We start from the raw sequence: 13,120 nt of genomic DNA, 5'->3' as shown, positions 1-13,120 counted from the left end.
GGGCCTAGCGCCGGTCGGCGGACCGCAGGAGGTAGCCGACCCCGCGCTTGGTCTGGATCATCGCCGGCCAGTCCTCGCGGGCATCGATCTTCCGCCGCAGGTAGGAGATGTAGGACTCCACGATCGAGGCGTCCCCGTTGAAGTCGTACTCCCAGACATGGTCGAGGATCTGCGCCTTGGACAGCACCCGGTTCGGGTTCATCATCAGGTAGCGCAGCAGCTTGAACTCCGTGGGGGACAAGTCGACGATCTCGCCCGCCCGCCGAACCTCGTGCGCATCGTCGTCGAGTTCCAGGTCGTCGACGCGGATGACGGCGTCGTCCTCGTCGAGCGGCTGGGTCCGGCGCAGCACGGCACGGATGCGGGCCACGACCTCGTCGAGGCTGAAGGGTTTGGTGACGTAGTCGTCCCCGCCGACGGTCAGGCCCTGGACCTTGTCCTCGGTCCCGTCGCGGGCGGTGAGGAACAGCACGGGAAAGTGGCGTCCTGCGGCCCGGAGCTTGCGGGTGACGGTGAACCCGTCCATGTCCGGCAGCATGACGTCCAGGACGGCCAGGTCGGGAAGTTCCTTTTCGACGGCGGCCAACGCCTCCCGCCCATTGGCGGCGGCGACGACGTCGAACCCGGCAAAGCGCAGGGAGGTGGACAGCAGTTCGCGGATGTTGGGCTCGTCGTCGACGACCAGGAGCCGGGCTTCCGCTGGTTTGTCAGTCATGCCAGCCATTGTGCGTGCAAAGTCTGGGAGTCCGCTGGGTGTCGGCTGTGCGAGGATGCGCTCCGGGGGACTGTGCGGCGGGGTGGCTCAGCTGTGGCGGCGCGTCCGGATGCGCAGGAGCAGCAGGGCGATCAACAGCAGGAACGCGACCGGCAACCCGTACAGGCCCACCGCCACCAGGGCGGTGAACGGGGTGGCCCCGGCCATGTACTGCACCAGCACGAACGCCAACGACAGGATCGAGACCACCGCGAGCGTGGCGGCCAGGACGGTGACGACGTGCTGGACGGTGGCAGGGGCTTCGGCGGTATTCACCCCGTCAAAATATCAGCGTCGTGACGGCGCACAAAGTCCGTGGCATCGCGCCCATGCCGTACCCTAGGGGAATAGACTTCCCCGGCCCGACCGTACCCGCGCGCAGACGCAGCCGGTACGGGGGCGGGCCGGGAATCCACACGCGGCGCGGCCACCGGGCCCGGCGCCGCCGGTACGCGAGAACTGAGGTAAGTGCAGTGCCTTTCGGCAAAGTGAAGTGGTTTGAGGCCTCGAAGGGCTTCGGGTTCCTGGTGGCCGACGACGGGCAGGAGGTGTACCTGCATGCCTCGGCGCTGCCCGAGGGGACCTCCGAGGTCCGCGCCGGCACCCGGATGGAGTTCGGCATCGCCCAGGGCCGCAAGGGCGCCCAGGCGCTGTCGGCCCGCATCGTCGACGCCGCCCCGTCGGTCGTGCGCGCCAAGCGCAAGCCCGCGGAGGAGACCGCCGTGCTGATCGAGGACCTCATCAAGGTGCTCGACAGCGTCTCCAACGGCCTGCGCAAGGGCCGTTACCCGGAGAAGGCCCACGCCACCAAGATCGCAGCCGTCCTGCGCCGCGTCGCCGACGACCTGGACGCCTGATCATGGCCCGGGCACCGAAACTCGACGCAGTCCTCGGCGCGGGGATCGACCTGGCCCGCAGCACGCTGCTCGGGACCGTGGACGCCAGCCAGGTCGGCGCGCACCTGGGGGCCACCGCCGATGCGGACCGCGTGCTCACCCACCGGTTCGAGGCCAAGCTGGCAGGCTACGCCGGATGGAACTGGTACGTGACCCTGGCACGCGTCCCGCGCGGCAAGGTCCCCACCGTGTGCGAGACTGGCCTGCTGCCAGGTGACGGCGCCCTGCTCGCGCCCGATTGGGTTCCCTGGGCAGACCGTGTGCGTCCCGAGGAACGCGAAGCCCAGCAGGCTGCCGAGGCCGCCGCTGCGGACGGCACCGAATCGGCGAAGCCGACGCAGGACCCGTCCCCGGAAACATCCGAGGCAACGCACGACGACGGTGCCCCCACCCGCGCCGATGCCGCCGCAGACGCGGGTTCCGAGGCCCCCGCCGCCGAAGCCGGCACCGACGTCGAGACCGTCGATACCGCTGCCAGCCCCGATGAGCCGGACGAAGTCGTCGAGGACGACGCGGAACTGGTGGACGCCGAACAGGCGGCCGAGGCCGCGCCCCGGCGCAGCCGCTCCCGCCGCCGCCGCCGGTAGCCCCGCAAACCAGGCCCAGCGGCCGACCCCGCACGCCGACCCGCAACGCACCACGGGCCGCGGCGCACCCCACGCCAGGTGGGGGCGCCGCGGCCCGTTGCGTTTGGTGTTGCTAGAGGTTCTCCAGCACGTAGTCGATGCAGGCGGTCAACGCGCTGACGTCGTCCGGCTCGATCGCCACGAACGTGGCGATGCGCAGCTGGTTCCGCCCCAGCTTGCGGTACGGCTCAGTGTCGACCACGCCGTTGGCCCGCAGGACCTGGGCCACGTGGGCGGCATCGACGGAGTCGTCGAAATCGATGGTGGCGATGACGTTCGAGCGCTCGTCGGCGTTGACCACGTAGGGGGTGGCCACCGGCGAGGCCTCGGCCCAGGAGTAGACGCGCTGGGCCGAATCGGCGGTCCGGGCCGCCGCCCAGTCCAGGCCGCCCTGGCCGTTGAGCCACTCGATCTGGTCGTTCAGGGTCACCAGCGTCGACAGCGCCGGGGTGTTGTAGGTCTGGTTCTTCAGCGAGTTGTCGATCGCGGTGCGCAGGTCCAGGAAGTCGGGGATCCAGCGGCCGCCGGCGCCGATGCGTTCGGCGCGTTCGAGCGCCGCGGGGGAGAACAGGCCCAGCCAGAGGCCCCCGTCGGAGGCGAAGTTCTTCTGCGGGGCGAAGTAGTACACGTCCGTTTCGGCCACGTCCACGGCCAGCCCGCCGGCGGCGGAGGTGGCGTCGACCAGCACCAGGGAGCCCTCGTCGGCGCCGGCCACGCGGCGCACCGGGGCGGCCACGCCGGTGGAGGTCTCGTTCTGCGGCCAGGCGTAGACGTCCACGCCGGCCTCGGCGTCGGCGTCCGGCCGGGTGCCCGGGTCGGAGGTGATGATCGAGGAGGCCTGCAGGAAGGGGGCCTTGTCGGTGGCCTTGGCGAACTTGGAGCCGAATTCGCCAAAGGAGAGGTGCTGGGCCTTCTGGTCGACCAGCCCGAAGGTGGCCACGTCCCAGAAGGCGGTGGAGCCGCCGACGCCGAGGACGACTTCGTAGCCGTCGGGGGCGGAGAAGAAGGAGGAGAGCCCGTCGCGGATGCTGCCGACCAGGTTCTTCACCGGTGCCTGGCGGTGCGAGGTGCCCAGGATCGCGGGGTTGGCCGCGGCGAGGGCCCGCAACTGCCCGGGGCGGACCTTGGAGGGGCCGGCTCCGAAGCGACCGTCCGCCGGGAGAAGGGATGCGGGGATGCTCAGCGAATCGGTCAAGTTCTGCTCCTGCCATGGGGTGGATTCTGCGTGCGGACGCGCTCCGGGGGAGGCAACGCCCGGGTTCCATGCTCGCGCACGCACGGGGGGAATGCCGAAAGCCGACGGCATTGTTAACGCAGGTAGAGTTGGAGTCACGGGTTCACCATCAAACGCCCCGCCCTACAGGAGTGCCACGCAGTGACAGATCTGATCGACACCACGGAAATGTACTTGAGGACCATTCTGGAACTCGAGGAAGAGGAAATCACGGCCCTGCGTGCGCGCATCGCCGAGCGGTTGGACCACTCCGGACCGACCGTCTCGCAGACGGTGGCCCGCATGGAACGTGACGGACTCGTCGTGGTGACCCCCGACCGCCACCTCGAGCTGACGGCAGCCGGCCGCGAGCGGGCCACCTCCGTGATGCGCAAGCACCGCCTGGCCGAGCGCCTACTGGCCGACGTCATCGGGCTGGAATGGGAGTACGTCCACGACGAGGCCTGCCGCTGGGAACACGTCATGAGCGAGCGCGTGGAGAAGCGCCTCTACAATCTGCTGGGCAAGCCCTCCGATTCGCCCTACGGCAACCCGATCCCGGGCCTGGAGATCCTCGGGGGCCCGGCCGCCCACGAATTCGCCCTCGGCGTGCAGAACCTGGATGCCGCACTGCGCGATGGCAACACCGGCCCGGTCGCCGTCGAACGCCTCGCCGAGGCGATCCAGGTCGATCCGGAACTGCTGGCCCAACTGAACGACGGCGGAATCCGCCCGGGTGCACAGGTCACCCTGGAGCGCGCCGGCGAGTACGTCGTCGTGCGGGTGCAGGGGATCGAGGGGGCCCTGGAGCTGCCCGTGGAGGTCAGTGCGCACGTGTTTGTCGCCCGCCAGATTTGATAACGGGATTGTTACTTTGTATCTGATTCCGGTACTCTGGTAACAGATGGGGCTTCGTCCCCTTCACCCCTTCCGACCGCCTAGCCCTGCCTGCGGAACGGGTCCGTTCGTTTTTTGTCAGGCAGGGGTGGAGAACCCATTTTTCCGGCGGTCCGCCATGCCCGGGCATCCCGGCATCCGGACGCCTCGGGGTGAAGCCGCGCTGCAGGTCCCACTGCAGGCGGCCGGGCCTGACCGGCCCGAATCCGACAGCTAACTCCGCCGGCGCCCATGAGAGGTCACCGTTTGACAGAGCAAAAGCGTTCCGGCCGCCGTGCCGCCATGGCTCGCATGGCCGTCGCACCCGCAGCGGACACCGACGACGCCTGCTACGTAGCGCGCCGATTCGCCGGCGGCATGCGCTATGCGCCGCCCGCGACCCCCGTGGCCGCGGATGCCGTGGCCGCCACCGCTGCGGAACCGCAAGCTCCTGCGCTGGCCTTTGTCCCCGAGTCCGCGGCTGCCCCCGAGCTGGCCGCCGCCCCGGACCGGTCCGCCGCACACCGTCACGCCCCCAGCGAGGGCTCGCCCCGCCGCCCGGCCCTGGCGTGGAGCCACCGGTTTGCCGCCGTTGCGGCCGTGTCGGGACTGGCCCTGGCCGTTGCCTACCCCACGATGACCGGGAGCGGAAGCGACGCCGAACGCGTCGCCCACCAGTCCGCCGCCAGTGTCGCCGACGTCACCGTGCCGGCCACCGAGGACTTCTCGATGGTGAAGGCCTCCGTGACCAGCAGCTTCACCAAGGACGACCAGCTCAGCTACCTGATGTCGGCCTCCGGTGGCGACATCAGCACCATCGACACGCATGGCGTTCTGGCCCAGCCGCTCAACCACGTCCGCATCACCTCGCCGTTCGGCGCCCGGGCGAATCCGACCGGCGAAGGGGCCCAGGTCCACATCGGCCAGGATTACGGCGTCGCCTGTGGAACCCCTGTCAAGGCGGCCGCCTCGGGCACCGTCGTGCAGGCCGGCTGGGCCGGGCACTCGGGCAACCGCGTGCGCATCGACCACGGCAACGGGCTCGAGACGACCTACAACCACAACACGAGCCTGAAGGTCTCCGTCGGGCAGCAGGTCAAGCGCGGGGATGTGGTGTCCCTGAGCGGAACCACCGGGAACTCGACCGGCTGCCACCTGCACTTCGAGGTGCTGGTCAATGGCGATGCCGTGAACCCCGCCGGGTGGCTCTAGGGGCCCACGATCACGGTCCGTGATCGGGAAATAACCGATTCGTGACCGGAACGTGACTTTTACAAACATTTCAGATAAAGTTGTCGTCGTGCCAGACCGCATAGGGGTCGGGCGCACTCGGGCAGATTGCCGAATACTGCCACTGCCCGAGGTCCGTTCGCAAAGAATCGCTTGGCAGTAGCGGGGGAACCACATTCCGGATCCGCAAGGGTCCTAGGGGTTAAGTGTCCCGGTCCGGCTCACCGGACAGGACACCGAGTGACTCCCACTCGAACCCGACAGCTCACCTCGTAGGCATTGGGAGAGGTAATCAATTTATGACCAAGCGTCAAGCTCTGGGCCGGCACCGCGCCACCCCTGTTCGCACCAACCCGTTGGAGTCGATCTCCAAGGCTGTTTCCTCCAACGCAGGTTCCGTCGGCCGCCAGGCCGCCGTCATCGCCGCCGCTTCCGGCCTCGTCCTGACGCTCGGCGTTCCCGCCCAGGGTGCCACGGCAGTCCGTGAGGCCGACAAGGCCCCGGCCGCCGACCTGCTGCGCGCCTCCGTGGCGACCCCGGCGACCGTCAAGGTCCCCGAGAAGAAGACCTCCAAGTCCGCTCCGGTCACTGTCTCCGTTGCCGACATCGAGTCCACCGATGGCTCGGCCTACCGCGCCGCACAGCGCGAGGCCGCTGCCGAGCGCGAAGCCGCCCAGGAAGCTGCCGCCGAGCGCGAAGCCGCCCAGGAGGCCGCTGCCGGCGCCGCCATGACCCGCGAGAGCCGCCAGGCCTCGTCGTCGCAGGGCACCACCACCGTGGCCTCTGCGGAAAAGCCGAAGAAGATCGCCTCGGCCCCGAGCGCCGGCCTGTCCGGCATCGCCGCCACGGCCATGGCATACAAGGGTTCCCCGTACGTCTTCGGCGGCGCGACCCCCGGCGGCTGGGATTGCTCCGGCTTCGTGAAGTACGTCTACGCACAGCACGGCATCAGCCTGCCGCACGGCACCTCCGCGCTGCGCTCCTCCGGCAAGTTCGTTCGCACCTCCAACCCGAAGCCGGGCGACCTGGTGTTCCAGAATGGCGGAAGCCACGTCGGCATCTACATCGGCGGCGGCCAGATCATCGGGGCCCAGAACCCCTCGGTCGGCACCGTCCTGCGCCCGGCCAACAGCCCGTACGGCCCGCTGACCGGCTACTACACGTACGCCGGCTAGTCGAACAAGCCCCTAGTGGAGTCCTCACCCGTTTGGGTGGGGGCTTCGCTGCTTTAACGCCCCTTGTCCGGAGCCGGACACGCCACAACCGGCACCCACGGCGTTCCCCATGGCGGGGCCCCCGGGCTTAGGCTGGTGCCCGACGGACGTTGTACGGCACCCCGGGCGACGGTTTGGACCGCCATCCGGGGGAGACACCACGACGAGGAACGCGGATGCGAACCCTGGTACTGAATGCAGGATACGAGCCACTGGCGGTGGTCAGCTTCCGCCGTGCACTGCTGCTCGTGCTCACCGGCAAGGCCAGCGTCTTGGCCGAGGTCGGCGAGCCGGTCATGACACCCCGGATGGCCATCGGCAGGCCCTCGGTGATCCTGCTCAACCGGTACATCAAGGTGCCCTACCGCGAGGCGGCCACGGTGACCCGGCGGGGCGTGCTGCGGCGCGATGGCCACCGCTGCGGCTATTGCGGAAAGGCCGCCACGACCGTCGACCACATCATGCCCCGGTCCCGCGGTGGCTCCAACACCTGGGAGAACCTCATCGCCTGCTGCCTGGCCTGCAACCGCGCCAAGGGAAACCGGACCCTGGCACAACTGGGGTGGAAGCCACGGTTCACCCCCAGTCGCCCACGCGGCCCGCATTGGTTCATCACCGAACTCGAACGACCGGCACCCGAGTGGTCGGATTTCCTGACGGGAACAGCAGCATGAACTTCGACGCCATCGTCGTCGCCGGTGGACGCGGCAGCCGCCTGGGTGGACGGGACAAGCCCCTGCTGCGCCACCGCGGGACCACGTTGCTCGACCACGCGCTGCGGGCCACGGCGGCAGCCCACCGCATCGCCGTCGTCGGGCCCACGGAACTGAACCCCGTGGTGTCCCGGTACGCGACCGAAGCCGATACCGGGCAGGTGATCACGCTGACGCGCGAATACCCGGCCTTCGCCGGGCCCGCAGCGGCCGTCGCGGCCGGGGCACGCGCCCTCGGCGATGGGGCAGCCGGCGAGGTGCCCGTGCCGGGTGCCCACTCGCCGCTGACCCTCATCCTGGCGGCCGATCTGGTGGAGCCCGCCCCGATCGCCGCCGGCATCCTGCGCTACGCGGTCGACCATCCGCCCGAGGCGCCCGCCGGAACGCCCTCGGGGGCAGCGGCGCGGACGGCGCCGGACGAAGACGAGCCTGACGGGCTGGCCCTGGAGGAGTTCGGCACGGCGTGGGTCCCCGTCGACGCGGACGGACGACTCCAGCCACTGAGCTGCGTCATCGAGACACCGGCCCTCCTGCGGGCCATCGACGCCGCGGAGAAACCCGGCGAGGGCCTGGCCAACTCCTCGATGATGCGCCTGCTTGCTAAGGTGCAGATAGTCAGGGTGAGCCTCGACGGGGTGGACTACGCGGACGTGGACACCTGGGAAGATGCCGACAACGCGGGCATCGTCCGCCCGCCTGCCGACGGGAGGGCCACCTAGCCCGCAATGCACAGGAGGTACGGATGTCCGAGATACCAGAGCTGGATGCCTGGGTAGCCGAGCTGTTGGCAGGCCTGGAGATCCCCGACGCCCCCATCGACGTCGACGACATCCTGGGCATGGCAGGGGTCGCGGCCCACACCATCGTGCGTCCGGCGGCACCGGTGACGACCTACGTCGCCGGGTTCGCCGCCGGGTTGGCGGCCGGTGCCGGCATGGCCGGCGAAGCCGCCTCCATGCAGGGCGCCCATGCGCGCGTCAAGGCGCTGCTCGCCCTCCGCGGCTCCGACCAATAGTGCACGAGGTCGACTGGGAGGAAGCCCGCCGCCTGTCCCACGACGCGGGCCGGGCCCTGGCCGTTGCCACCGCACGCCCGGAGACCGTCCCGCTGGCCGCAGCCACCGGACGGATCCTCGCTCGGGACATCACCTCGCTGCACAACATGCCGCACTACGCCTCCTCCGCCATGGACGGCTGGGTGGTGTCAGGCCGCGGGCCCTGGCACGCCGAGGCAACCGCCCGCCCGCATGCCACCGCCGGAACCGAACCGGCGCCCCTGGCCCCCGGAACGGCCCGGAGAATCGTCACCGGCGAGGCGATTCCTGCCGGGGCCACCACGGTCCTGCGGCAGGAGCACGCCACCGTCGACGCGAGCCGCAACCTGCTCCTGGCCGACCCCGCCCCGCGGGACGGCGCCGACATCCGGGCCCCCGGCCGCGAGGCCTCCGCCGGGGAGTCGCTGCTGCGCGCCGGGATGCGGTTGAACCCGGGACGGATCGCCGTGGCGGCCGTCGGCGGACACGACGTCCTGGCCGTCACCGCTCCCGTGCGCGTGCGGCTGGTCCTCACCGGGGACGAGGTCGTCACCAGCGGCATCCCCGCCCCCGGCCAGGTCCGGGACGCCTTCGGCCCGGTGCTGCCCGCCTGCATCGAGGCCCTGGGAGGGACCCTGGTGGACGCCGTGCGCATCGGCGATGACCGGCAGGCCACGCTCGATGCCCTCGACTCCCCGGCCGCCCGCGGAGTCGACGTGCTGGTCAGCACCGGCGGGACCGGGCATTCACCAGCCGACCACCTCCGCCCCGCCGCGGCGCAGCTCGGCGCGACGACCCTGATCGGCTCTGTGGCCATGCGCCCCGGGCACCCCGCGATGCTCTCCCGCCTGCCCGGCGGCCGGCTGCTGGTCGCACTGCCGGGCAACCCGCTGGCCGCGTTGATGGCCGTGGTGACCCTGCTGGAACCGCTGCTGGCGGCGGCCACCGGACAACCGCCGTCGTCCCCGGTCCGGGCACGGGCAGGGGAGGGGATCCGCGGCGCCGGGCACTCGCACCGCCTCGTGCCGGCGAGCTGGGCAGACCCCGTGGACCGGCAGGTGCTGGTGGCTTCCGAACACACCGGCTCGGCCATGATGCGCGGGCTGGCCCACGCCGACGCCGTGCTGGTGGTCCCGCCCGCCGGGACGGCTGCCGGGGCGGGGATCGGCTGGCTCCCGCTGCCGTGGTACGGTCGGTGAAACACCCCCGGTGGGGCGCTTCCACCGCGCCCTGAGGGCGGCGGAGCAAAGGAGGTCCACGGTGAGCAGACTGACCCAGCGGCGCCGGATCGTGCGGTACTCGCTGGAGGCCGGATCCCGCGTCCGCGAAGAGACCATGGCCGCCGAGGAACCGCTGGAAATCCGGCTGGGCGGCCGCGTCTTCAGCGTCACCATGCGCACCCCCGGCGACGACTTCGACCTGGTCGCCGGCTTCCTGGTCAGCGAGGGCGTCATCGCCCATCCCGGCGAACTGGCCAGCATGCGCTTCTGTGCCGGCGAGGACGAGGACGGGCGCCAGACTTTCAACGTCGTCGAGGCCCAACTGGGCGAGGGCGCCATCGTCCCCGACCCCTCGCTGGATCGCCACGTCTACACCTCCTCCTCCTGCGGGATCTGCGGCACGGCCTCCATCGACGCCGTGGCCAAGACCAGCCGCTTCACCCTGGACCCCGGCGCCGGCCACGTGGACGTGCGCACGCTGCTCGGGCTCTCCGACACCCTGCGCGCCAGCCAGACCCTGTTCGGCAAGACCGGCGGGGTCCACGCCGCGGGCCTGTTCGACACCGACGGGACGCTGTTGTGCCTGCGCGAGGACGTCGGACGGCACAACGCCGTGGACAAGGTCGTGGGCTGGGCGTTGCGCGAGGGCCGCCTGCCGCTGCAGGACACCATCCTGCAGGTCTCCGGCCGCGCCTCCTTCGAGCTGGTCCAAAAGGCCTACCTCGCGGGCATCCCGGTGCTCTGCGCCGTCTCCGCCCCGTCGTCGCTGGCCATCGAGCTGGCCGACCAGGCCGGGCTGACCGTTGCCGCGTTCGCCCGCGGCAACAGCGTGAACCTCTACACCCACCCCCACCGGATCGACACCGACGAACCCGGGGCCCAGCCGGCCCCGTCGCAGGACGTGTCGACCGCCTCCGGCAACAGAAAGTAGGACTCCCACCGTGAAGCGCTCGGCACCCGAACAGGACATCAACGAGGATGCGCTGGAAGTCGGCGCCCCGAAGACCTCGGCAGCCGGGGTCAAGGCCGTCATGGTCGCCCTGGAACGCGGCTACGCCCAGGCCGGGGTCAGCCGCACGCTGCGCTCCATGCTGCGCGTGAACCAGCGCGGCGGCATCGACTGCCCCGGCTGCGCCTGGCCCGAATCGATCACCGGGGCCCGCAAGCCCGCCGAGTTCTGCGAAAACGGGGCCAAGGCCCTCGCCGAGGAGAACACCACCCGCACCGCCGACGCCGCCTGGTGGGCCCGGCATTCCATCGCCGAACTGTCCGACAAGACCGAGTACTGGCTCGGCAACCAGGGCCGCATCACCGAACCGATGGTCATCCACGAGGGGGAGACGCACTACCGGCCCATCTCCTGGTCGCAGGCATTCGCCACCATCGGCGAGCACGTCAACGCCACCACCGCCGACCGCTGCGTCTTCTACACCTCGGGACGCACCGCCAACGAGACCGCCTTCATGTACCAGCTGTTCGCCCGCAGCATCGGGACCAACAACCTGCCGGACTGCTCGAACATGTGCCACGAGTCCTCCGGCACCGCGCTGGCCCCGACCATTGGCATCGGCAAGGGCACCGTCTCGCTGGAGGACTTCGAACACGCCGAACTGATCTTCGTCGTCGGGCAGAATCCCGGCACCAACCACCCGCGCATGCTCTCCGCGCTCGCCGATGCCCGCAAGCGCGGCGCCACGGTCGTGGCGGTGAACCCGCTGCCCGAGGCCGGGCTGCTGAACTTCCGCGACCCGCAGACCGTCGAAGGCGTCGTCGGGAACGGCACCCGGATCGCCGACGAGTTCCTGCAGATCAAGGTCGGCGGCGACCTGGCGCTGTTCCAGGCGTTCGGCCACCTGTTGCTGGCCGAGGAGGCCCGCGTCCCCGGCAGCGTGGTGGACCACGACTTCATCGCCGCCCAGACCGACGGATTCGACGCCTACATGGCGGCCCGCTCCGAGATCGACTGGGCCGCCACCGAGGAGGCCACCGGACTCACGCGTGCGGAAATCACCAAGATCGCCGGGCTGCTGGCGGCCTCCCGGGGCACCATCATCTGCTGGGCGCTGGGGCTGACCCAGCAGCCGCACTCGGTGGACACGCTCAAGGAGCTCATCAACGTCCTGCTGCTGCAGGGCAACTTCGGCAAGCCCGGCGCCGGTGCCTGCCCGGTGCGCGGGCACTCCAACGTCCAGGGCGACCGGACCATGGGCGTGTGGGAGAAGCCGAAGGAGGAGTGGCTGGCCGCCCTCGACGCCGAGTTCGCCATCACCAGCCCGCGCGCGCACGGCTACGACTCCACGGACACCGTCGAGGCCTTCGAAAACGACGACGTCGATGTCTTCGTCTCCATGGGCGGGAACTTCTCGCTGGCCTGCTCCGACACCGCGGCTCTGGAGGCCGGGATGCGCCGCACCGGGTTGACCGTGCACATCTCCACCAAGCCCAACCGCTCCCATGTGGTGCACGGGCGGACCTCGCTGATCCTGCCCACCCTGGGCCGGACCGACCGGGACGACAAGCACCCGGGAGGACCGCAGTTCCTCTCGGTGGAGGACTCGATGTCCGTCGTGCACAGCACGCAGGGACGCCTGGCCCCGGTGTCCAAGCACCTGCTGGCCGAACCGGTGATCGTCGCGCGCATGGCCGCCGCGACCCTGGGCGAGGACCACGCCGTGGACTGGCGGGCCATGGCCGAGGACTACGACGTGATCCGCGACCACATTGCCGCGGTCTGCCCGGGCTTCGAGGACTTCAACCGGCGGGTGCGCACCCGCAACGGCTTTGTGCTGCCGAACCCGCCGCGGGACACCCGGACCTTCGCCACCGACATCGGCAAGGCCCGCTTCACGGTCAGCCCGCTGGAGTACCTGCAGGCGCCCGCCGGGCACCTGATCCTGCAGACCATGCGCAGCCACGACCAGTACAACACCACGTTCTACGGCCTGGACGACCGCTACCGCGGCATCTCCAACGGCCGCCGGGTCATCCTCGTCCACCCCGAGGACCTCGCCGAGCTGGGCTTCGCCGACCGCGACCTGGTCGACGTGATCTCCACGTTCGCCGGCACCGAACGCCGGGCCAACCGCTTCCGGCTGGTGTCTTACCCGACGGCGCGCGGCTGCGCAGCGGCCTACTTCCCGGAGGCCAACGCCCTGGTCCACCGCGGGCTGGTCGCCCGGGAGTCGAACACGCCCGGCTACAAGGCCATGACGGTCAGCTTCGTGGCGCACACGGCCGAACCGAACCGGATCTTCGACGAACGCGAGCGCCCGGCCGTCGACGCCGTCCCGGCCCGGTAGCCGGGCGCCGCGGCGGCGCGGGTAGCATGGGGGCGCGGATCGGCAC

General features: G+C 70.6%; 14 protein-coding genes and 2 riboswitches. Of the genes, 11 read left to right on the top strand and 3 right to left on the bottom strand.

Going from position 1 to position 13,120, the window contains the following annotated elements; all coding sequences use genetic code 11:
* Positions 1 to 4: 4 nt before the first annotated feature.
* A complete protein-coding gene (locus AB8M85_RS09080; protein ID WP_372698454.1) occupies positions 5 to 715 on the bottom strand; it encodes a response regulator transcription factor in 711 nt (236 codons plus the stop codon).
* Positions 716 to 802: 87 nt separating this feature from the next.
* Positions 803 to 1,030 (bottom strand): hypothetical protein, encoded by a 228-nt coding sequence (locus AB8M85_RS09075; RefSeq protein WP_372698453.1) that lies wholly within the window; start codon positions 1,028 to 1,030, stop codon positions 803 to 805.
* Positions 1,031 to 1,227: 197 nt separating this feature from the next.
* On the opposite strand from AB8M85_RS09075, the gene AB8M85_RS09070 reads away from it, so the two are divergent.
* Positions 1,228 to 1,611 (top strand): cold-shock protein, encoded by a 384-nt coding sequence (locus AB8M85_RS09070; protein WP_372698452.1) that lies wholly within the window; start codon positions 1,228 to 1,230, stop codon positions 1,609 to 1,611.
* 2 nt (positions 1,612 to 1,613) lie between these two features.
* Positions 1,614 to 2,237, top strand: a complete 624-nt coding sequence (locus AB8M85_RS09065) for a DUF3027 domain-containing protein (RefSeq protein WP_372698451.1) — start codon at positions 1,614 to 1,616, stop codon at positions 2,235 to 2,237.
* A 112-nt stretch (positions 2,238 to 2,349) separates the two neighbouring features.
* Here the strand turns inward: AB8M85_RS09065 and serC are convergent, their stop codons facing one another.
* A complete protein-coding gene (gene serC / locus AB8M85_RS09060; protein WP_372698450.1) occupies positions 2,350 to 3,471 on the bottom strand; it encodes a phosphoserine transaminase in 1,122 nt (373 codons plus the stop codon).
* 180 nt (positions 3,472 to 3,651) lie between these two features.
* On the opposite strand from serC, the gene AB8M85_RS09055 reads away from it, so the two are divergent.
* The 9 genes from AB8M85_RS09055 (at position 3,652) to AB8M85_RS09015 (ending at position 13,074) form a co-directional block, all read left to right on the top strand.
* Entirely contained in the window at positions 3,652 to 4,347 is a 696-nt protein-coding gene (locus tag AB8M85_RS09055) for a metal-dependent transcriptional regulator (protein ID WP_372698449.1), read from the top strand.
* Between the two features lie 105 nt (positions 4,348 to 4,452).
* A riboswitch (cyclic di-AMP (ydaO/yuaA leader) is annotated at positions 4,453 to 4,629 on the top strand.
* A gap of 48 nt (positions 4,630 to 4,677) precedes the next feature.
* Entirely contained in the window at positions 4,678 to 5,577 is a 900-nt protein-coding gene (locus AB8M85_RS09050; protein ID WP_372698448.1) for a M23 family metallopeptidase, read from the top strand.
* A 117-nt stretch (positions 5,578 to 5,694) separates the two neighbouring features.
* A riboswitch (cyclic di-AMP (ydaO/yuaA leader) is annotated at positions 5,695 to 5,888 on the top strand.
* A gap of 6 nt (positions 5,889 to 5,894) precedes the next feature.
* On the top strand, positions 5,895 to 6,770 hold the full coding sequence (locus tag AB8M85_RS09045) for a C40 family peptidase (RefSeq protein ID WP_372698447.1): 876 nt from the start codon (positions 5,895 to 5,897) through the stop codon (positions 6,768 to 6,770).
* A 215-nt stretch (positions 6,771 to 6,985) separates the two neighbouring features.
* The gene (locus tag AB8M85_RS09040; protein ID WP_372698446.1) at positions 6,986 to 7,483 is read left to right on the top strand and encodes an HNH endonuclease; all 498 of its coding nucleotides are present in this window, start codon (positions 6,986 to 6,988) and stop codon (positions 7,481 to 7,483) included.
* Complete coding sequence (locus tag AB8M85_RS09035; protein ID WP_372698445.1) at positions 7,480 to 8,241, top strand: NTP transferase domain-containing protein; 762 nt, start codon at positions 7,480 to 7,482, stop codon at positions 8,239 to 8,241. Before AB8M85_RS09040 ends, AB8M85_RS09035 begins: the two co-directional genes overlap by 4 nt.
* 23 nt (positions 8,242 to 8,264) lie before the next feature.
* The gene (locus AB8M85_RS09030) at positions 8,265 to 8,537 is read left to right on the top strand and encodes a DUF6457 domain-containing protein (protein WP_372698444.1); all 273 of its coding nucleotides are present in this window, start codon (positions 8,265 to 8,267) and stop codon (positions 8,535 to 8,537) included.
* Complete coding sequence (locus tag AB8M85_RS09025) at positions 8,537 to 9,754, top strand: molybdopterin molybdotransferase MoeA (protein ID WP_372698443.1); 1,218 nt, start codon at positions 8,537 to 8,539, stop codon at positions 9,752 to 9,754. The genes AB8M85_RS09030 and AB8M85_RS09025 overlap by 1 nt, the downstream gene beginning before the upstream one ends.
* A gap of 61 nt (positions 9,755 to 9,815) precedes the next feature.
* The gene (gene fdhD, locus AB8M85_RS09020; protein ID WP_372698442.1) at positions 9,816 to 10,706 is read left to right on the top strand and encodes a formate dehydrogenase accessory sulfurtransferase FdhD; all 891 of its coding nucleotides are present in this window, start codon (positions 9,816 to 9,818) and stop codon (positions 10,704 to 10,706) included.
* Positions 10,707 to 10,716: 10 nt separating this feature from the next.
* Positions 10,717 to 13,074: an FdhF/YdeP family oxidoreductase gene (locus AB8M85_RS09015; protein ID WP_372698441.1), complete on the top strand. Its 2,358-nt coding sequence runs from the start codon at positions 10,717 to 10,719 to the stop codon at positions 13,072 to 13,074.
* The last annotated feature ends 46 nt before the right edge of the window (positions 13,075 to 13,120 follow it).

The sequence above is a fragment of the Arthrobacter sp. JSM 101049 genome (assembly GCF_041679245.1).
Lineage (GTDB): Bacteria > Actinomycetota > Actinomycetes > Actinomycetales > Micrococcaceae > Arthrobacter_H.
This window is presented reverse-complemented; position numbering and strand designations above follow the sequence as displayed.

What these genes read in the sequence shown, in the direction of transcription:
- AB8M85_RS09080 (WP_372698454.1), bottom strand. Translation starts at nt 715, where the DNA reads ATGACTGACAAACCAGCGGAAGCCCGGCTCCTGGTCGTCGACGACGAG.
- AB8M85_RS09065 (WP_372698451.1), top strand. Translation starts at nt 1,614, where the DNA reads ATGGCCCGGGCACCGAAACTCGACGCAGTCCTCGGCGCGGGGATCGAC.
- AB8M85_RS09050 (WP_372698448.1), top strand. Translation starts at nt 4,678, where the DNA reads ATGGCCGTCGCACCCGCAGCGGACACCGACGACGCCTGCTACGTAGCG.
- AB8M85_RS09045 (WP_372698447.1), top strand. Translation starts at nt 5,895, where the DNA reads ATGACCAAGCGTCAAGCTCTGGGCCGGCACCGCGCCACCCCTGTTCGC.
- AB8M85_RS09040 (WP_372698446.1), top strand. Translation starts at nt 6,986, where the DNA reads ATGCGAACCCTGGTACTGAATGCAGGATACGAGCCACTGGCGGTGGTC.
- AB8M85_RS09035 (WP_372698445.1), top strand. Translation starts at nt 7,480, where the DNA reads ATGAACTTCGACGCCATCGTCGTCGCCGGTGGACGCGGCAGCCGCCTG.
- AB8M85_RS09030 (WP_372698444.1), top strand. Translation starts at nt 8,265, where the DNA reads ATGTCCGAGATACCAGAGCTGGATGCCTGGGTAGCCGAGCTGTTGGCA.